At 66.3% G+C, this 19,482-nt stretch carries 16 protein-coding genes; 11 read left to right on the forward strand and 5 right to left on the reverse strand.

The window, feature by feature from the left end:
* The first annotated feature begins 46 nt into the window (after positions 1–46).
* The 4 genes from purU (at position 47) to dapA (ending at position 4,232) form a co-directional block, all read left to right on the forward strand.
* Positions 47–901: a formyltetrahydrofolate deformylase gene (gene purU, locus ACOZ9V_RS00680; protein ID WP_092009573.1), complete on the forward strand. Its 855-nt coding sequence runs from the start codon at positions 47–49 to the stop codon at positions 899–901.
* Positions 902–1,058: 157 nt separating this feature from the next.
* Positions 1,059–1,727 carry a GntR family transcriptional regulator gene (locus ACOZ9V_RS00685; protein ID WP_139467727.1) on the forward strand — a complete coding sequence of 223 codons (669 nt, stop codon included), beginning with the start codon at positions 1,059–1,061 and terminating at the stop codon, positions 1,725–1,727.
* Positions 1,728–1,872: 145 nt separating this feature from the next.
* Positions 1,873–3,351, forward strand: a complete 1,479-nt coding sequence (locus ACOZ9V_RS00690; RefSeq protein WP_434592748.1) for a protoporphyrinogen/coproporphyrinogen oxidase — start codon at positions 1,873–1,875, stop codon at positions 3,349–3,351.
* Positions 3,348–4,232, forward strand: coding sequence for a 4-hydroxy-tetrahydrodipicolinate synthase (dapA, locus tag ACOZ9V_RS00695; RefSeq protein ID WP_434592751.1), 885 nt, complete (start codon positions 3,348–3,350; stop codon positions 4,230–4,232). Before ACOZ9V_RS00690 ends, dapA begins: the two co-directional genes overlap by 4 nt.
* A 17-nt stretch (positions 4,233–4,249) precedes the next feature.
* Here dapA and ACOZ9V_RS00700 read toward each other — a convergent pair whose 3' ends face one another.
* Together ACOZ9V_RS00700 and ACOZ9V_RS00705 are read right to left on the reverse strand one after the other, a co-directional pair.
* On the reverse strand, positions 4,250–5,239 hold the full coding sequence (locus tag ACOZ9V_RS00700; RefSeq protein ID WP_434592754.1) for an Ldh family oxidoreductase: 990 nt from the start codon (positions 5,237–5,239) through the stop codon (positions 4,250–4,252).
* A 36-nt stretch (positions 5,240–5,275) separates the two neighbouring features.
* Positions 5,276–6,199 carry an IclR family transcriptional regulator gene (locus ACOZ9V_RS00705; RefSeq protein ID WP_139467731.1) on the reverse strand — a complete coding sequence of 308 codons (924 nt, stop codon included), beginning with the start codon at positions 6,197–6,199 and terminating at the stop codon, positions 5,276–5,278.
* 114 nt (positions 6,200–6,313) lie between these two features.
* Here ACOZ9V_RS00705 and ACOZ9V_RS00710 point away from each other — a divergent pair, with 114 nt between their 5' ends.
* From ACOZ9V_RS00710 to ACOZ9V_RS00720, 3 genes are all read left to right on the forward strand, one after another.
* Positions 6,314–6,907: a dihydrofolate reductase family protein gene (locus ACOZ9V_RS00710; RefSeq protein WP_181271125.1), complete on the forward strand. Its 594-nt coding sequence runs from the start codon at positions 6,314–6,316 to the stop codon at positions 6,905–6,907.
* A 228-nt stretch (positions 6,908–7,135) separates the two neighbouring features.
* Complete coding sequence (locus ACOZ9V_RS00715) at positions 7,136–8,764, forward strand: GMC family oxidoreductase (RefSeq protein WP_181271124.1); 1,629 nt, start codon at positions 7,136–7,138, stop codon at positions 8,762–8,764.
* Positions 8,761–10,287 carry an aldehyde dehydrogenase family protein gene (locus tag ACOZ9V_RS00720; RefSeq protein WP_434592758.1) on the forward strand — a complete coding sequence of 509 codons (1,527 nt, stop codon included), beginning with the start codon at positions 8,761–8,763 and terminating at the stop codon, positions 10,285–10,287. The genes ACOZ9V_RS00715 and ACOZ9V_RS00720 overlap by 4 nt, the downstream gene beginning before the upstream one ends.
* 110 nt (positions 10,288–10,397) lie before the next feature.
* Here ACOZ9V_RS00720 and ACOZ9V_RS00725 read toward each other — a convergent pair whose 3' ends face one another.
* Positions 10,398–11,636 carry a PucR family transcriptional regulator gene (locus tag ACOZ9V_RS00725; protein ID WP_139467735.1) on the reverse strand — a complete coding sequence of 413 codons (1,239 nt, stop codon included), beginning with the start codon at positions 11,634–11,636 and terminating at the stop codon, positions 10,398–10,400.
* 249 nt (positions 11,637–11,885) lie between these two features.
* On the opposite strand from ACOZ9V_RS00725, the gene ACOZ9V_RS00730 reads away from it, so the two are divergent.
* The 3 genes from ACOZ9V_RS00730 to ACOZ9V_RS00740 all read left to right on the forward strand — a co-directional run bounded on the left by ACOZ9V_RS00730 (position 11,886) and on the right by ACOZ9V_RS00740 (position 14,600).
* Complete coding sequence (locus tag ACOZ9V_RS00730; protein WP_181271121.1) at positions 11,886–13,388, forward strand: long-chain-fatty-acid--CoA ligase; 1,503 nt, start codon at positions 11,886–11,888, stop codon at positions 13,386–13,388.
* Positions 13,389–13,522: 134 nt separating this feature from the next.
* Positions 13,523–14,326 (forward strand): ABC transporter ATP-binding protein, encoded by an 804-nt coding sequence (locus ACOZ9V_RS00735; protein WP_181271120.1) that lies wholly within the window; start codon positions 13,523–13,525, stop codon positions 14,324–14,326.
* Positions 14,327–14,408: 82 nt separating this feature from the next.
* A complete protein-coding gene (locus ACOZ9V_RS00740) occupies positions 14,409–14,600 on the forward strand; it encodes a hypothetical protein (RefSeq protein ID WP_039211572.1) in 192 nt (63 codons plus the stop codon).
* Between the two features lie 29 nt (positions 14,601–14,629).
* Here ACOZ9V_RS00740 and ACOZ9V_RS00745 read toward each other — a convergent pair whose 3' ends face one another.
* Together ACOZ9V_RS00745 and ACOZ9V_RS00750 are read right to left on the reverse strand one after the other, a co-directional pair.
* Positions 14,630–15,577 carry a serine/threonine dehydratase gene (locus ACOZ9V_RS00745; protein WP_434592762.1) on the reverse strand — a complete coding sequence of 316 codons (948 nt, stop codon included), beginning with the start codon at positions 15,575–15,577 and terminating at the stop codon, positions 14,630–14,632.
* Positions 15,578–15,722: 145 nt separating this feature from the next.
* Complete coding sequence (locus ACOZ9V_RS00750) at positions 15,723–17,087, reverse strand: MFS transporter (RefSeq protein ID WP_420097216.1); 1,365 nt, start codon at positions 17,085–17,087, stop codon at positions 15,723–15,725.
* Between the two features lie 354 nt (positions 17,088–17,441).
* On the opposite strand from ACOZ9V_RS00750, the gene paaZ reads away from it, so the two are divergent.
* Positions 17,442–19,478 (forward strand): phenylacetic acid degradation bifunctional protein PaaZ, encoded by a 2,037-nt coding sequence (gene paaZ / locus ACOZ9V_RS00755; protein WP_434592764.1) that lies wholly within the window; start codon positions 17,442–17,444, stop codon positions 19,476–19,478.
* The last annotated feature ends 4 nt before the right edge of the window (positions 19,479–19,482 follow it).

Here is a 19,482-nt window from a genome sequence, read left to right on the forward strand (position 1 = left end):
ACCTCGCACCACACAGACCTTGCCCCACGGACAGAAGGACACAGACATGCAGGACTACATCTTCACTCTCGAATGCGCCGAGCGCCCCGGAATCACGCATGCCGTGACCGGTGCCCTGCTCACCCACGGCGGAGACATCAAGGAACTCAAACAGTTCGATGACCAGTCGACTCAGCAGCTGTTCCTGCGCATCGACTTCAGCGTCTCCGACGAGCCCGGCAATGGTGTCGAGGCTCTGCGGACCGACTTCGAAGCGATCGGCGAGGAGTTCGGCGCGACCTGGCAGCTGTGGCCGCAGGGGGAGAAGCGGCGGGTGCTCATCATGGTCTCGAAGTTCGAGCACTGCCTCAACGACCTGCTCTTCCGCGCCCGGGTCGGCGAGCTGCCGATCGAGATCGCCGCGGTCGTATCGAACCACCCCGACCACCGTGAGCTCGTCGAATGGCACCACATTCCCTTCTTCCGGATCCCCGTGACGAAGGAGACGAAGCCCGAGGCCGAGGCGAAGCTGCTCGAACTCGTCGACCGCTTCGAGGTCGACCTCGTGGTGCTCGCCCGTTATATGCAGATCCTCTCCGACGACCTCGCGCGCGAACTCACCGGACGCGCCATCAACATCCACCACTCGTTCCTGCCGTCGTTCAAGGGTGCGAAGCCCTACCACCAGGCATGGGAACGCGGAGTCAAGACCGTCGGGGCGACCGCGCACTTCGTCAACAGCGAACTCGACGAGGGTCCGATCATCGCTCAGCAGCTCGTCGAGGTCGACCATGCCTTCACTCCCGAGGACCTCGTGGCCGCCGGCCGCGATGCCGAATGCAAGGCGCTGTCCAACGCCGTGAAGTGGCACTGCGACGGCCGTGTGTTCCTCTCGGGCAAGAGGACGATCGTCCTGCGCTAGAACCGCTTTCGCGCCGACCGCTCAGGTTGCCGTCGCTGTACCGCGGTATGCGGCGAGCGGTCGACGGCAACCTGAGCGGTCGGCGTATCCACGGTGCCGAGGGGACGGAGGCCATGAAACCGCTGCATGCCGCCTCGGCGTGGATAGACTGTCGACTATGAGCGAGACCCAGACCGAGATCGGCCCGCGCATCGGCGACCAGGTGTTCGAAGCGCTGCAGGCGAGCATTCTCTCCGGCGAATATCGCAGCGGCGATCGACTGCGGATACGCCAGCTCGCGGCGTCCCTGGGTACGAGCGTCATGCCCGTGCGGGAGTCGCTGGCCCGGCTCGAGGAGGTCGGACTCGTCGAGACCAGCCCGCACCGCGGGGCCGTGGTCAAGGAATTCACCGCCGAGGAGCTGCTGCAGATCTATTCCGTGCGTCGCATCCTCGAGGTCGAAGCGACGGTCCAGGGCGCGCAGAAGCTCGACGGGGCGGGCCGGGCGCGGCTCGATGAGGAGTTCGCGGCGATGGAGGCGGCTCTCGACTCCGGCGATGCCTCGGAGTATCTCGACCACGACGAGGAGCTGCTCGCGACGATCTATTCTGCCTCGGGCAATCCCGTCCTCGTTGAGACGATCCGGACCCTGTGGCTGCGCTGCCGGGCGTACAAACTCGTCGGCGCCAGGCGGGAGATCGCGGCCGACGCCAAGGCGCCGCTGCTCAAGCACCAGCGTCGACTCATGGATGCCGTCGACGCCGGCGATCCGGGGGCGGCCGCCGAGGTGACCGAAGAGTCCTTCGACGACGCCGTCCGCCGCATCCGCGCCGGGTTGGGCGCTTGAAGGGCCGGCAGGTGCGGGCCTGAAGAAACTCCTGAAATCGGATGTGATCAAACACTTGCGGAAAAATGTGATCACATCCTATTCTGAGTGCAGTTGATCTGCGTGAAGGTGCGCGGACGCTCAGAGTAGAGAGGGGGTGCTCCCCATGAAAGATGCCGTCATCGTCGGCGGCGGACTCGCCGGACTGTCAGCAGCATGGCGACTGCGCAATTGGGATGTGACGCTGCTGGAATCGGGTTCCCGAGTCGGCGGTCGGATCCGTTCGGAGAACCGCGGACGCTATTTCCTCAACTGGGGCGGACACATGTTCGCCGGAGGCAAGACAGCGACGAATTCCCTTATCACCGAGACACAGACCCGCTCGTCGAAGATCCCCGGATCGCTGTCTGCGGTGTCGATGAACGGCAAGCTGCTCATTGACGGACCCGTCCAGTCGTATCCGTTCCGGATCCCGATGTCGTTGAAGGACCGCGCATCGATGATCAAGGCCGGGGTCAAGGTCTCCGCCGACGTCCTCCGCTACGCCAACGCCGTGCGACTGCGCCCGAACGAGAGCTCGGAGATGCGTCAGCAGAGGATCTACGACTTCGAGAACGACCGCTCGTTCGCCGACTATATCGGGGAACTGTCCGAAGACGCCGAGGCGATGTTCCGGCCGACGATCACCCGTTCGGCAGCCGACCCCGATGAACTCGCCGCCGGTGCCGGCATCGGCTACTTCAGCCTCGTGTGGAACATCGGGCAGGGTCTCAACCGCAGCATCGGCGGCGGGCCGTCCAACCTCGTCGAGTCGATCGCGGCTCCGCTGCAGGAGAACATCCAGCTGGATGCGAAAGTCTACGAGATCGTCCATAAGAAGGACCATGTCGTCGTCCGCTATCGGCAGGACGACATCGACCATGAGATCGAGGCCCTGTCCGTCGTGCTCGCCACTCCGGCGACCGTGGCCCATAAGATCGCCGTCGACCTGCAGGAGGATAAGCGCGAGGCGCTCGGGCAGATCGTCTACGGTCCCTATGTGTCCGCGGCGTTCCTCACCAACGAGACCGAACCTCAGCCCTGGGACCGGGCCTACGGGATCGCCACGCCGAAGCGCTCGTTCAACGTGGTGATGAACCAGGGCAACATCGTCCGCGGCACGGAATCGGAGCGTCAGCCGGGCGGAAGCATCATGACCTTCTCTCCGGCGAGCTTGGCTCGCAAGCTGCTCGACCAGGATGACAAGGACATCGTCGACACCTACATCGGCGACCTCGACGAGGTCCTGCCCGGGTTCGCCGGCATCGTCGAAGAGGCCCAGGTTCAGCGGTGGCGCACCGGCGCACCCTACTGCTTCCCGGGTCGCGGCAAACTTCAGCCGACACTCAACGCGCTTTCCGGGCGGGTGTTCCTCGCCGGCGACTACATGGGCACCTTGTACACGGAGACCGCCATCAGCTCCGGCTTCACTGCCGCACAAGAGGCGGCGAACATTCTCGTCACGGCGCGCCAGACCCGCCGGCACCACCCCGTCCAGCACCCCAACGAGAACGAACCGCCTCAGCATCAGGCGGGGACCGCCTCGGCGGGGGAGACGACGGACACCAACTCAGCATCGACCACCATCACTTCGGAGGCATCATGACAACCACCCTGCGCGGAGTCCTCACCGCACTGACCACCCCCTTCGACGCCGAGGAGAACATCGACTACGACGCCCTCGGGCGCGTCGTCGACCGTTCGATCGACGGCGGAGTCGACGGCCTCGTCGTCGGCGGCTCGACTGCGGAATTCGCCACGATGAGCGGGGACGAACGCCAGCAGATGCTCGAAATCGTCATCGAGCGCACCGCCGGGCGCGTGCCGATCGTCGCGCAGACGGGAGCCACCTCGACGCGGGAAGCCATCCGTCACTCCCAGGCGGCGCAGGCGGCCGGAGCCGATGTCCTCATGATCGTCACTCCTTACTACGAGCCTCTGACCTTGGCCGAGACCGTTGACTACATCAAGACCGTGGCCGCGGCCGTCGACATCGACGTCATGCTATACAACATCCCGGCCGCCACCGGCGTCAACCTCGACCCCGGCACAGTGAGGCAGCTCGCCGAGGATGTCGCGAACATCCGCTTCATCAAGGACTCGAGCGCGAACTGGGAACAGGCACTTCAGCTCATCCACCACCACAGCGACGTCATCTCCACCTTCATCGGCTGGGACAGTTACATCTACTCCGGCCTCGTCGAGGGAGCGGCCGGAATGGTCGCGGGGGCCGCGAACGTCCTGCCGTCCGAGATCGTGTCGGTGTCGACGAAGATCGCTGACGGCGACCTCCACGGGGCCCGCGAGGAGTGGCAGCGGCTCTACCCGGTCATCGACGCGATGATCTCAGAACCGTTCATCCAGGCGGTCAAGACCGGCCTCGAGCTGCGCGGCGTCCCCGTCGGTTCACCGAGGCGGCCCCTGGCCGCCACCGATCCCGACGCCCGGGAACGGATCAAAGCGGCACTGGCCACCCTCGGCAGCTGAGCACAGGCACCGACCGCTCAACTACGGCTGCGAGTGATCAGCGCAGAGTGGAGTTCCTCCGGCAGCTTGACGACCTCGAGGCTGCGTTTGCGGCCGAAGTCGAAGCCGAACCGTGCATGCAGACGGTCAAGATGCTCGGCGACCCGCTGCGAATAGTCAGGGTCGAAAGCATCTGCCGCGATCGCGATGATGAACAGGCCAGTGCCCGGACTCTCCTGTCCCGAGTCGAAGGCAGGTGCGTCGACGGAGAAGCGGCCCCCGCCGTGGACGGCGAGGAGTTCGATCATGAGAGCGACATTGCTGCCCTTGACCCCGCCGAATGGCAGCAGGGAACCCGCGAGGGCGGCCTCGGCATCGTTCGTGGCCGCTCCGCCGGGTGCGAGTGCCCATCCGTCGGGGATCGTCTCTCCTCGATCGGCGGCGTCGCGGACGTTGACCCACGCGGTAGCACTGGTCGCCTGATCGAACATCCGCGGGCCATCGGAATGGGGAACGGCGAACGAGAACGGGTTCGTTCCGGTCGCCGATCCCGGTGCGCCGAACAGCGACATCAGCGCCGGTGAGTTGGCCCCGGCAAACGCCACCAGGCCTCGTTCGGCCAGTCGCGTCGTAAAGTGGCCGAGCTCTCCGGCGGTGAAGGCGTTGGCGATGTTGAGGACGGAGATGCCGAGCGTTGCGACAGACGAGGCGTAGTCGTCGAAGGCTGCGTCGAAGGCGAGCTGCGCGGTGCCGCGGTCGGCGTCGACGTGGTGTGCGGCGGGCAATTGGTTCGTCACCTTCGGCTGCGCCCGCCCGTTGATGCGGCCGGCCTCGAGGCCGTCGAGATAATCGCCGAGATGCGCCGTGCCTACAGCAGTCTTGCCCCGTCGCTCGGCCGCCACTGTCGCGCCCGCCAGAGACTGCGCCAGCGCTGGTGATCCGCCGGCCGCGGTGATCGCTGCGATGCACAGGTCACGCAGTTCGGGAATCGTCAGGGACACGGTCGCGGCGTCAGGAGTCTCCGGCATGCCCATCACGCTACCGGACGCCGACCGCTGCTCGTCTCAGAGGTCGCCGGAGTCCGGAGTGAGATCGGATTGGGAGCTCAGCGCCTCGGCGATGGCCTTCGCCTCCCGGCGCAGCAGAGCGACGAGGCGTTCGACCCGGGAACCGGTGACACGGTCGGCGATCGAGGCGATCGACAGGGCCGCACGCGGTCGGGAGCCGCGGATACGCAGCGGAACCGCGACCGCCCACGACCCCTTGGCGAAGAGCCCCGGATTGTGGACGAAGCCGTCGATGCGGGCCTGATCGATGATGTCGCGCAGGTGCGGAACGGAGACCTTCGGATACCTCTCGGCGAGGATCTCGGCGTTGGCCTCGAACTGGGCGTCCACCTCGGCGGGGGAGAGCTCGGAGAGGATCGCCAGCGATCCGGCGCCGATGCCCAGCGGGTGGCGGTCGCCCACGGACAGGGCGTTGTTGAAGATCTCACCGAAGCCCTCCTCGCGGCGGGCGCAGATCGAATAGCTGCCCGTGCGCAGAGTGAGGAACACGGTGTCCTGACTGAGCTCGGCCAAGCGCATCAGACTCGACTCTGACTCCGTGACCAGGGGGTCCACCGATTTCTGGGCCAGCTGGCCGAGGATCTGCGACTGCACGCCGAGGCGGTACCCGCCCTCTTCGAGGCGTTCGACGTATCCCATAGCGATGAGCGCCTGGAGCATGCGGTGGACGCTGGCCTTCGGGCGGCCGCTTATCGAAGCGAGCTCGGACAGGCTCGCGCCCTCGCGCCGCTCCCCGGCGATGAGCCCGACGAGGTTGAGCAGGGTCAGCGCGCGTTGGATGCTCTGAGCGCCGGTGCCCGGTTCGAGGCTGTCGACGGCGTGGGCGACATTGAACGAAGCGGACCGACGCAGCAGCCGACCGCGCATCTTGATGCGATATTCCTCGCGGAGGTCCTCATTCGAATCGGCGGCATCGTGCATGACTCCATTATGGCCCGTCGCCGGAACCGGTGCCCGGGGGTGGTGCGCGCGGCCGCCGAAGCGCACACTTGGACCACCGCACCCACTTCGGGGCGCGTTCTGACAGGAGCGACCATGTCCGCGACCTACACCTTCGATGTCTTCATGAGCCTCGACGGGTTCGCCTCGATCATCCCCGAAGGCGACTGGGGAGGCTACTGGGGCAAACAGGGCCCCGAACTGCTCGACCACCGGCTGCGAACCTACAGCGACGGCTGCCGTGTGGTCCTCGGTGCGACGACCTTCCGCGAATTCGCCGCCATGCTCGCCGCCGCTGACGAGTTCCCCGATGTGCTCGACCCCTGGGTGACGGCCATGAGACAGAGCCCGACCACAGTCGTCTCGACCACTCTGGACGAGCCGCTCGATTGGCCCGATGCCACCATCGCCCGTGGCGATGCCGCCGATGTGGTCGCTGCGCTGAAGGACGAATCAGATGTGCCGATCCGCTCACACGGATCTCTGTCGATGAACAGAGCGCTCATGGTCGCCGGACTCGTCGACCGAGTCCAAGTCACCGTCTACCCCGTCATCACAGGTCAGACCGGGGCCCAGCCGGTCTTCGCCGGAGCCGCGGATTTCGACCTCGACCTCCTCGAATCGACGCTGCTCGACGGAAGCATTCACGAACTCGTCTACCGACCGAGACTGCACACCCGGGCCGACTGACACCGCACCGATCCCCCACTGCCGCCTGCGACGAGTCGAGGGCCGCCTCGGCGAGCTGACCTGGGACGATCCACCTTCCCGGAAAATGTGCCCGGAGTTCGGGGTCCATTTGTGGTCGACTCACAATCGAGCGCCGTGAAGTCTGGGCCGACTCACGAAGCATCCTCACTGTGGCCTGCACCACACTCGAACTGCACCCCGAAGCAATGACGCAACAGTGAGGACATCATGTACGACTACATCGTGGTAGGCGCAGGATCGGCCGGATGTGTGCTGGCCGCTCGGCTGAGCGAAGATCCCGACGTCAAGGTCGCGCTCATCGAAGCCGGAGCCGCCGACACCGCCGACGAGATCCACATCCCAGCCGCATTCAGCACCCTGTTCAAGAGCCAGTGGGACTGGGACCTCGACACCGAACCGGAACCCGAACTCCACCGCCGCCGCGCCTACCTTCCCCGCGGCAAGATGCTCGGCGGATCGAGCTCGATGAACGCGATGATCTACATCCGCGGCAACCGCGCCGACTACGATCAGTGGGCCGCCGACGGTGCCACCGGCTGGTCCTATGACGACGTGCTTCCCTACTTCCGGAAAGCCGAATCCAATGAGCGTGGGGCAGACGACTTCCACGGAGCCGACGGCCCGCTGACCGTCTCCGAATCCCGGTCGATGAACCCTCTGTGCGACGCCTGGGTCGACGGTGCCGTCGAAGCCGGATTCGACCACAACGAGGACTTCAACTCCGGTGAACAGCTCGGCGTCGGCCGCTTCCAAGTCACCCAACGCGACGGCATGCGCTGCAGCACCGCCGTCGCCTACCTCCACCCCGTGGCGGAGCGGAAGAACCTCACCGTCATCACCGACGCCCACGCCCGCAAGGTGCTCATCGAGGGCAGCCGTGCCGTCGGCGTCGAGATCGAACGCTACGGCGAGATCGAACAGATCCGTGCGAACCGTGAGGTCGTGCTCTCGGCCGGCGCCTACGGCTCCGCCCACCTCCTCCTGCTCTCCGGCGTCGGCCCGGCCGCCCAGCTCGACGCCTTCGGCATCGAGAAGGTCGCCGACCTGCCTGTCGGTGAGCGCATGCAGGACCACTACATGGTCATGCTCAACTACACGACCGACCTCGAAACGCTCAAGACCGCCGTCTCCCCGGCCAACGCCGAACTGCTGCAGACCGCCGGCCGCGGCCCGCTGACCTCGAACATCGGCGAGGCCGGCGGCTTCTTCCAAACCCGAGAAGGGCTGAACGGTCCCGATGTGCAGTTCCACTCCACCCCCTGCCTCTTCGCCGAGGAAGGGCTGGGCGCCCAGACGGTCCAAGGACTGGCCGCCGGTCCCTGCGTCCTCAAACCCACGAGCACCGGAACGCTCACCCTGCGCTCGCCCGACCCGAAGGTCGCACCCCGGATCCTCCACAACTACCTCGGATCCGATGAAGACAAGCAGAGCATCCTCGCCGGACTGCGCATCGCGCTGGACATCGCCTCCCAGCCGGCGATGCAGGCCGTCATCAAGGACGACTTCATCGTCCCCGAGGGCTTCAGCGACGAGGAGCTGCTCGACTTCGCCCGGCAGGTCGGACAGACGCTCTACCACCCGACCTCGACCTGCTCGATCGGCCACGTCGTCGACCCCGAGCTCAAGGTCATCGGCGTCGACGGACTGCGCGTCGCCGACGCGTCGGTGATGCCCACCGTCGTGCGCGGCAATACGAACGCCCCGACGATCATGATCGGAGAGAAGGCCGCCGACCTCATCGCCGAATCCCGCACCACCGCCACTCGCACCGCGAAGCCCACCACCGCCACCGAGGCGGCCACCCCCATCACACAGAAAGACGAGGTTCCGGCATGACCGAGATCCCCACCTACCGAATGTTCATCGACGGCCAATGGATCGACACCGCCGAGAAACACGCGATCACGTCACCGGCCACCGGGCAGACCGCCGCCCGAGTCGCCTTCGGCGGAGTCGAGCATGCCGATGCCGCGGTCGCCGCTGCCGTTGCCGCTCACGAAGAGGGCACGTGGCGGAACATGACGCCTGACCAGCGCGCGGACATCCTCGACCGGATCGCCGCGAGCATGGAGGCCAAGGCCGAGCGGCTGTCCGCCCTGGCGACCGCCGAGAACGGGGTCACCGTGCGCACCGCCGGCGCCTTCCACATCGGCCTCGGTGTGGCGAACCTGCGAGTCTTCGCGGGCATGGCCCGCGGCTTCACCCCCGAACAGGACAATCCGCTGGCACCGGCCACCGGCGATGCGCGAGCGACCATCCGCCGCGAACCCATCGGCGTCTGCGCCGGCATCGTGCCCTTCAACTTCCCCCTCGTCCTCGCCGGATGGAAGCTCGGACCGGCCCTGGCGGCAGGCAACACCTTCGTGCTCAAAGCCGACGAGAACACTCCGCTGACCCTGCTCGAACTCGCCCGGTCCGCCGAAGAGGCGGGCCTGCCGCCCGGAGTCCTCAACATCATCACCGGCCCCGGCGAGACCGTCGGCGCCCGGCTCGCCGAACACCCCGACGTCCGCAAGATCGGCTTCACCGGATCCACCGAGGTCGGCAAGTCCGTCCAGCGCGCAGCCGCCGACAACCTCAAGAAGGTGACCCTCGAACTCGGCGGCAAGGGCCCGAACATCATCCTCGATGACGCGGACCTCGACGCCGCGATCGACGGATCGATCTTCGCCTTCCTCATGTACTCCGGGCAGGTCTGCGAATCGGGCACCCGACTGCTCGTGCCCAACTCCCGCAAGGACGAGATCGTCGACCGCCTCATCACCCGATTGCACGATGTGACGATCGGCGATCCGACCGATCCTGCCTCGGACATGGGCCCGGTCGCCTCTCAGGATCAGAAGGCCCGGGTCGAACGGTACCTGGCGATCGCCGCCGAGGAGGGAGCGACGCTGGCCTACCGCGGGACACTTCCCGAGGGGGAGATGTTCGAGACGGGGGCCTGGGTGCCGCCGATCGTGTTCACCGATGTCACCAACGACATGCGCATCGCCCGCGAGGAGGTGTTCGGTCCGGTCCTCGTCGTCATCGGCTACGACGATGAAGCCGAGGCGGTCGCGATCGCCAATGACAGCGAATACGGGCTCTCCGCCGGAGTCTGGGGCTCATCCGAGCGTGCCCGCGCTGTCGCGAACTCAATCGAAGCCGGAACCGTCTGGGTCAACGACTGGCACGCGGGCTTCCCGTTCAACCCGTTCGGCGGGTACAAGCAGAGCGGCATCGGCCGGGAGCTCGGCCCCGACGCCCTGGCCGAATACACCCAGGTCAAGGCGGTCCAGGAAAGCCTCGACGCCGACTGGGCCAAACACGGATGCGCTCTCGTGCTGCCGGCGCCGGCCGAGGTTCCGGTTCCGGCCTGACCATCCGACGTCAGGTCCTGAGGATCCGACGTCGGTTCGTGAGGTCATCGATCCCCACGCCGAGGCGACTCTCCCGTTCCGGGGATGGGCCGCCTCGGCGCGGGGATCGTTCAATTCGAGATCGGGACGTTTCCGCGCGCGGTGAGCATGCGGATGGCGATGATCGTCTCCTGCAGGTCGGTGAAGCTGCGGACGTTGCGGCCGGTGCGGTCGGCTGCGGTGTCGAGTCGGTAGTACGCGGTGTTCACGTGGACATGGAGGTGCTCGGCGGCGAGTTTGGCGTTGAGGTCACAAGCCGCGTATTCGAGCAGCGTTTCGATGAGGACACCGCCGGCGGCGAGATCGTCCTCGACGAAGCGGCGCAGTTCGGGGCGGATGAGGCGGTGGGCGACCTCGTCGTCGAGGGTGACGAGGTAGTCGAGCGGAGTGAGGGCATGCAGCGACCTCACTCCCGGCACACCGTTGAGACTCTCCTGGGCGAGCACAGCCTCGCGGTACGCCTCGGGCACACGGTCGAGCCCCTCGTGGACGGTGGAGGTGCCCACGCACAGGTCGGTGCCGTGGCGGGACAGCTCCCGGTGGACACGTTCGAGATCGGCCAGGGTGGTCGTGCCGTCGGAGGTCACCGGGGTGATGCCGACGATCTGATCCTGGAGGACCACGGCGATGCCGCGACGGCCGACGTCGAAGACCGAGCGCAGGGCGGTGATGACCTCCCGCATCCCTCGATCATCTCGCAGCGGAGTCTGCGAGGTGGCCGTGGCGACGAGCACGCGCGAATCCGGGCGGAGGTCGGACACCTCGGCGAGGTCCGCGCTCGGCCCCGGTGCCAAGCGGCGACCGGAGAGCAGATCGTCGACGAGGTCACGGCGGACCCGGTCGCCCTCAGCCATCTCAAGCTGCTGGGTCTCAAGGAAAGCGACGGCCCCGACGGAGCTGCCGACCTCGATGACGCTCATGACGTGGATGGCGATGTGCAGCGCCTCGTCGCGGGTCTCCTGTTCGGAATCCGAGGCATCGACGATCGCCTCCCACAGAGTCTCCTGCCCGATCCGGAAACCGGTGAGGAAGTCCGGCAGGGTCACTCCCTGCCGCAGTCGCCGCCGGGCCTGGGAGGCGGTGATCGGGAAGTCCTCGGCGGTGGCGCGGCGGCCCTCCTCCAAGGGGGTGAGCGCGGCTTCGAAGACGGTGAACGTGTGTGCGGTGAGATCCTCGGCGAGATTCTTGTCCGGGCTGGCCGGATAAGCGGGCACTTCCCGCCAGGTGCGGCTGACCGAACGTTGGACCGTGGCCGGCAGCGTTGCTCGGACACGGTCGACGATGCGCAGGACGAGTGGATTGGCGACCATGGCAGAAGCTTACGGGCATCCTTGTCGTCCGACCACAATCGATGACCCGTGTTTCTGTTGCGCATCCTGTTGCCCGAGGTCGCCGGCAACGGCAGAGTGGGCACCATAGAGCCGGACGGCGGGAACCGAACGGGAGTCGGACACGTCCGCTCAGTCGACTCTTCTCCTGTGCTGGGGCCACAACCAGTGGTGGTCCCAGCGCCAGCACCGAGCCGATCAACGACGAACGAATCAAGCCTGGAGGAAGACATGACCAACCTCGCCGACAATCTCACCGCCACCGCGAGCCGGCACGGGCAGCGACCTGCCGTCCGCCTCGGCGATTCCGTGCTGACGTATGCGCAGCTGCAGGACCAGGCGCAGCGGGTGGCGACGATGCTCAAGGACAGGGGAATCGGGCCCGGCGACCGCGTCGGACTCGTCCTGCCCAACGTTCTCGAATTCCCCGTCCTCTTCTACGGTGCACTGTCCGTCGGCGCGATCGTCGTGCCGATGAACCCGCTGCTCAAGGACCGTGAGGTGCAGTACTACCTCGAAGATTCCGGGGCTCAGATCGTCTTCGCGTGGAAGGATATGGCGGGTGAGGCCGGGAAGGCAGCGGCCGCGGTCGGCATCGAATGCGTGCGCGTCGACCCCGCCGACTTCGCCGATCAGCTGTCCGTCTTCGACCCGACACCTGAGGTGGTGTCCCGCGCCGACGACGACACCGTCGTGCTCCTCTACACCTCGGGCACCACCGGACAGCCGAAGGGCGCGGAACTCACCCACTTCAATATGATGACGAACGCGGCCGTCACCGCCGAGACCCTCACCTTCCTCACCGAGGACGACATGGTCATGGGCTGCCTGCCGCTGTTCCACTGCTTCGGCCTGACCTGCGGACTCAATGCCTCTGTGCTCAGCGGATCCTGCCTTGCCCTCATCCCGCGCTTCGACCCGATCGAGGCCCTCGAGACCATTCAGGAAGCGAAGGTCAGCATCTTCATCGGTGTGCCGACGATGTACGCGCGCATGCTCAACGCCGAAGGGCGGGAGAACTTCGACGTCTCCAGCCTGCGCTCCTGCATCTCCGGGGGATCGGCGATGCCGGTCGAGGTGATGAAGAACTTCGAATCCGCCTTCGACTGCATCATCCTCGAAGGCTACGGGCTGTCCGAGACCTCCCCGGTCGCCTGCTTCAACCAGCCGGGTATGGAACGCAAGACCGGCACCATCGGCGTCCCCGTGCGCGGAGTCGAGATGAAGCTCGTCGACGATGACGACAACGACGTTCCCGTCGGTGAGATCGGCGAGATCGCCATCAAGGGCGAACCCGTGATGAAGGGGTACTGGGGTCGGCCGGAGGCGACAGAGGTGGCCATCCGCGACGGATGGTTCCACTCCGGCGACCTCGCCGAGCAGGACGAGGACGGCTATTACACGATCGTCGACCGGAAGAAGGACCTCATCATCCGCGGCGGCTACAACGTCTATCCGCGTGAGGTCGAGGAAGCGCTCTACGAGCACGAAGCCGTCGCCGAGGCGGCTGTGATCGGCATCGCGAATGACGACCTCGGTGAGGAGATCGGGGCCGCCGTCGCCCTCAAGGCCGGCAGCAGCGTCGACGCCGAAGCGCTGCGTGAGTTCGCGAAGGACCGCGTTGCCGCATATAAGTACCCGCGCAATGTGTGGATCGTCGACGAGCTGCCCAAAGGCCCGACCGGCAAGATCCTCCGCCGCGAGATCTCGGCACCGGAGGACGCACTGAACTGAGCTTTCGCCGCACTCGGATCCACGATGCGGAACGGCGGTCTCCCAACTCCGCGACCGCCTCGGCGAGGGGAGACCTAGAATCGGATCGGCCCCATCGGACGGTGGGGCCGTCGATTTTGAGAGGTGAGTGAGACGTGGCCGAGACGGTCCTCGATATCGCTGATGTGACATTCCGGCGTGGGCAGACGCAGATCCTGCATGGCATCGATCTGCGCATCGCCGCCGGCGAGCACTGGGTGCTCATCGGACCGAACGGGGCGGGGAAGTCGACCCTGCTGAGCTTCGCTTCGGCGCAGGTGTTCCCGACCTCGGGCACCGTCGACATCCTCGGATCACGGATGGGCCGAGTCGAACTCGCGGCCCTGCGCCGCCTCATCGGACACGTCAACCCGCGCCATCCGCTGCGGTCGAACCTCACCGTCCGCGAAGTCGTCCTCACCGGGCTGACCGGCACCGTCGAACGACCCATGCGGTGGGAGCCCTCACCCGAGGATGTCGTGAAGGCCGATGCCCAGATCGCCGAGGTGGGTCTGGGCTCCCGCGCCGACGCCGGGTGGAAGGTGCTGTCACAGGGAGAGCGGGGCCGTGCGCTCGTCGCCCGGTCGCTCATCGCCGACCCTCAGCTGCTGCTCTTCGACGAACCGACCACGGGCCTCGACGTGGCTGCCCGCGAACAGCTGCTCGAGACCATCGACGCCCTGTCGCTGCGCTCGCCGGAGTTGTCGACGCTGCTGGTCACCCATCATCTCGAGGAGATTCCCGAGACCACGACGCATGCCGCGCTCATCTCCGGCGGTCGGCTGACCGCGGCGGGCCCCATCGCCGAGGTGCTCACCTCCGAGCAGGTCTCTGCCGCCTTCGACCACCCGATCGAGGTGGGTTTCGCCGACCGTCGCTGGTCGGCCCGCGCAGTTCGGTCCGGTGCGGTGCTCGGCTGACGAACTGCGTCCGTGCTGAGGATCGGCTGGGACGATCACCGCGCGCATTGCACGGCTGTGCACTCGGGCCTAGGCTTGAGGCATGAAGATGAGTACCGTGTGGAGCATCATCGGCGCGATCATTGCCATCATCATCGCGTGGTGGGTGGTCAACGTCGCGTTCTCCATCGCGTGGTTCCTCGTCAAGGCCATCATCACCGTCGTCGTGGCGCTCGCGATCTTCGGCCTCATCAAGGCCTCGCTGAAATCGAAGGACCGCGACCGAACGCGCTGACATCAGCGCCGAGGCGGCCGTCCTCGTGATCAGAGATCGCCGAGGCTCGTGTTCGCTCCGCAAAGGACGACGCAGACCTTTTCTCTCTCGGCCGGCACATAGCCGCCGGCTTCCTTTTCGTTGTCGGTGCCGCTGACTCCCGCCAATGCCGTCGCCGCCGCATGCTCGACCGCCAACCGGTGTTCGTCCCACAGTCGCTGCCGCGCTTCGATGATCGCGTCGTCGCTGACCAGCACCGAGGTGACCAGATCCGACCGTGCCGCCTCCAGCGCCAAGGATGTTGCCCGCTTGGCACCGAGCGAATCTGCCGCCACCGAATCGACCGTGACGTCGACTGGTTCGTCCGCCTCAATCGCTGCATTCAACGCTCGGCAGGTCTCCGGCTCAACCGCGACAGTGCGCACCCCGTGATGAGTCGCGGCCGTCGCGACGCCGGCGAACAGACCGCCGCCTCCGACCGAGACGACGACCGTGTCGAGATCGGGCACCTGTGCGAGGATCTCGGTCATCAAGGTGCCCGCGCCGGCGGCGATGAGCGGATGGTCGTAGGCGTGCGAAGCCAACGCCCCCGATGAGTCGACGAATTCCTGGCAAGCGGCGGCTGCCTCGGCGAATTCGGAACCGACCAACTCCACGTGCGCACCATACGAACGCAGTCGTTCGACCTTCACGCTCGGCGCGGTGGTCGGCAGGAACACGGTCGCCGGTACACCGGCGGCACGTGCCGCCCATGCGCAGGCGAGTCCGGCGTTGCCGCCCGATGCGATCGTCACTCCCGCCTCGGGGAAGGTGCCCTCGGCGAGATGCGTCTGGATGAAGTTCTGCGCACCGCGGGCCTTGAACGTGCCGGTGTGCTGCATGAACTCGAGGGCGAAGACGTGTCCTTCTTCGTCGGCCGGGGCCACGGTCACCGGGCGCACACGGCCGGCGATCCGTGCAGCGGCGGCTTCGATGTCGGAGTACGTCAGCTCAGTCATCTCATCAGCCTATGCGAGAGCTGCTGAGGGGGTGCGCCGCCTCGGTGGATTGTTGGGTCGATCCACGGCGTTTCAGGCGGAGGAATCACCGTGGATCGACCAGGAAATCGAGGTGCAGGTGACGAACCGGGGGTTCGCGGCAGCCTCAGTGATGCTTCGTCAGGCCGAGGTCGTTGCCCTTCGTCTCCTTGACGAGGCTGACGCCGATGAGCGAGATGATGCACACGATGATCATGTAGATCGCGATCGAGATCGATGAGCCGGTCTCGGCGAGCAGTGTCTCGGCGATGGTCGGGGCGAAGGCGCCGCCGAGGATCGCACCGAGCGCGTAGCCGATCGAGACACCCGAGTAGCGGACCTCGACAGGGAACATCTCCGCATACATCGCCGACATCGGGCCATACGACAGGCCCATGCCGACGGTGAGGACGAAGATGCCGATGCCGTACATCCAGATGTTCGCCATATCGATCATGAGGAAGGTCGGGATGAGCCAGACGATGAGCAGGACGTATCCGATCTGGAAGGTCCGCACGCGACCGAGCTTGTCCGACAGCGCACCGCCCCACATCGTGAACACCAGCCAACCGAAGCTCGCGAGCGTAGTCGCCAACAGCACGGGTGCACGGTCGAGGCCAACCGATCCGCCCTCGGCGATGGGGCGGGAGGCGTAAGCGGCGAAGAACGCGATGATCATGTAGCCCACGGCGTTGTTGCCGATGAAGATGAGCGCGGAGAGGACGACTTCCTTCGTGTTCTTCTTGAACAGGGTGCCCAAAGGAGCCGAGGATTCGGCCTTGCGCTCGGCGAGCTCGGCGAAGACCGGGGACTCTTCGACCTGCCGGCGGATGTAATAGCCGACGAAGACGAGGACGACTGAGAAGAGGAACGGGATCCTCCATCCGAAGCTCGCGAACTGTTCGGCGGAGAGGACCGTGGTGAGCACCCAGATCACGCCGGTGGCCAGGATCATGCCGACCGGCACGCCGATCTGCGGGTACGCGCCGAAGATGCCGCGTTTGGAGATCGGAGCATGCTCGACCGACAGCAGCGCGGCCCCACCCCATTCGCCGCCGGCGGAGAAGCCCTGGAGGATCCGCAACAGGGTGAGCAGGATCGGCGCGCCGACACCGATCATCGCGTAGTTCGGGAGCAGACCGATGAGCGAGGTCGCGGCCCCCATGAGGATGAGCGTGAGCACGAGCATCTTCTTGCGTCCGATCCGATCGCCGAGGTGGCCGGCGATGATCGCGCCCAGCGGTCGGAAGAGGAACGAGATGCCCAGAGATGCCCACGCCATGATCTGGCCGAGTGCCGGATTGTCCGCGGCCAAAGGGCCGAAGTACTGGGCGGAGAGGACGAGGCCGGCGGCCTGAGCGTAGATGAAGAAGTCGTACCACTCGATGGTGGTGCCGACGAGGGTGCCGGCGAGGACCTTGCGTTCCTCGCGGGTGGTCGTATGTGGGGTGGCCGGATTCGGAGTGACCGGGCCTGAAGCGGTGGCGGACATGAGCGGAACCTTCTGTTGCTGGGCGACTTTGCCGGGTGCCGTCTCCGGAGGCGGTGGTCCTCTACTCTGAGTGATCGCCGGTGCCTCGGGTCTGGCGGCGGACGGATGGACGTCTGCCTCGACTGACTGTCTGGTCAGTAATTGAGATCGATCATAGGTCAGAATGCACCCCCGTGTCACTCGCACATCGACGAAGCGCGCCGAGGATGTGCCGCGGTTCCGTCCGATCGCCTTATGCGAGGCAGCTCATGACAATTACCGACCGATTGGTTAGTATATGTCTAGGAATCGGCAGCGGTGCCGAATGCGGCCGCCGTGGACCGGGAGACGTCGTTTCACCAGGGAGAGCAAAGCATGACCGAAATCCTCAGTTCCTATGTGGCCGGAACCTGGCACACCCCCGGCTTGGCCGACGGTGCCCGGCCTGTCCGCGACGCCGGCACGGGGGAGCTCCTGCACTCGGTGAGCTCGGCCGGAGTCGACTTCGCCGCCGTCGCTGACCACGCCCGGACCACCGGCATCGCCGAACTGCAGAAGCTCACCTTCCACCAGCGCGGTGTGATCCTCAAGAAGCTCGCGACCTACCTCATGGAGCGCACGAAGGACTACCACGAGATCTCCTTCACCACCGGCACCACCAAGCGCGACGCCTTCGTCGACATCGAAGGCGGAATCGGCACACTCTTCACCTACTCCGGCGTCGCCCGCCGCCAGATGCCGAACTCGACTGTCCACCTCGACGGCGGAGTCGAACGCCTGTCGAAGAACGGCACCTTCGTCGGTCGCCACATCCTCACCTCCCGGCAAGGCCTTGCGCTGCAGATCAACGCCTTCAACTTCCCCGTCTGGGGCATGCTCGAGAAGTTCGGACCGATGTTCGTCGCCGGCGTCCCCGTCGTCGTCAAACCCGCCACCGACACCGCCCACCTGACCCACGCCGTGGTCGCGGATATGATCGAATCCGGTCTGCTACCTGCCGGTGCGATCCAGCTGGTCACCGGTGACGTCACCCCGCTCTTCGACCGCCTCGCCGAACAGGATGCGATCGCGTTCACCGGCTCAGCCAACACCGCCCGCACGCTGTCCGCGCTCGACTGCGTGACCCAGCGCGGCACCCGCTTCTTCGCCGAGGCGGACTCACTCAACTTCTCTCTGCTCGGTCCCGACGCCGCACCCGGAACGGAGGAATTCGACCTCTTCGTCTCCGGCGTCGTCGCCGAGATGACCGTCAAGGCCGGACAGAAGTGCACCGCGATCCGCCGCACCTTCGTCCCCGAAGCCCACGCCGAGGCGGTCGGCGAGGCCATCATCGCGAAGCTTTCCACCCAGGGTGTCGGAGATCCGCGCGAGAAGTCCACCCGCCTGGGCCCCGTGGTCTCCGACAAGCAGCGCACCGACGTTCTCGACGCGGTCGACCAGATCATCGCCGGGGGAGCGCATCTGCTCGCCGGCGGCCGTGAGGAATCCGATCGTCTGGCCGCCGAACACGGCGGAGCCTATGTCGCGGCCACCGTCCTCCAGGCCGATGACGCCTGGTCCGATGCCGTCCACGATATCGAAGCCTTCGGGCCCGTGACCTCGATCATCGCCTATTCCGACACCGAGGATGCCGTCCGCCTGGCCGCCCGTGGTCGCGGTTCGCTGGTCGGCTCCGTCGTCACCCACGACCGTGAGTTCGCCACCGAATTCGTCCGCAAGATCGCCCCATGGCACGGCCGCGTGCTCGTCCTCGACCGTGACGATGCCGAAGAGTCGACCGGCCACGGTTCGCCGCTGCCGAACCTCATCCACGGCGGCCCCGGACGGGCCGGCGGCGGTGAGGAGATGGGCGGACTGCGCGGCGTCGAGCACTTCATGCAGCGCACCGCGATCCAGGCCTCCCCGGACATGCTCACCGCGATCGGCGGGGAATGGGTCAACGGATCGGAGCGCCGCCTCGGCGATCATCCGTTCACGAAGTCGCTGGCGGACCTGCGCATCGGTGACACGCTCGATTCGGAATGGCGGGAGGTCACGCTCGACGATATCGAGCACTTCGCGAACTTCACCGGGGACACCTTCTACGCTCACATGAACGAGGAGGCGGCCGCCGCGAACCCGTTCTTCCCGGGACGCGTGGCGCACGGCTACCTCATCGTGTCCTTCGCCGCCGGACTCTTCGTCCAGCCGGACCCGGGCCCGGTGCTCGCGAACTACGGACTCGAAGGGCTCAACTTCATCACGCCTGTCTCCCCAGGTGACAAGCTCAAGGTGACGCTCACCGCCAAGCGCATCACCCCGCGTGAGACCGACGAATACGGTGAGGTCCGCTGGGACGCGCAGGTCGTCAACCAGAACGACGAACCCGTGGCGAACTACGATGTGCTCACCCTGGTGGCCAAGGAGTACTGAGGGC

The sequence above is a fragment of the Brevibacterium sp. 1718 genome (genome assembly GCF_051131255.1).
GTDB lineage: Bacteria > Actinomycetota > Actinomycetes > Actinomycetales > Brevibacteriaceae > Brevibacterium > Brevibacterium sediminis.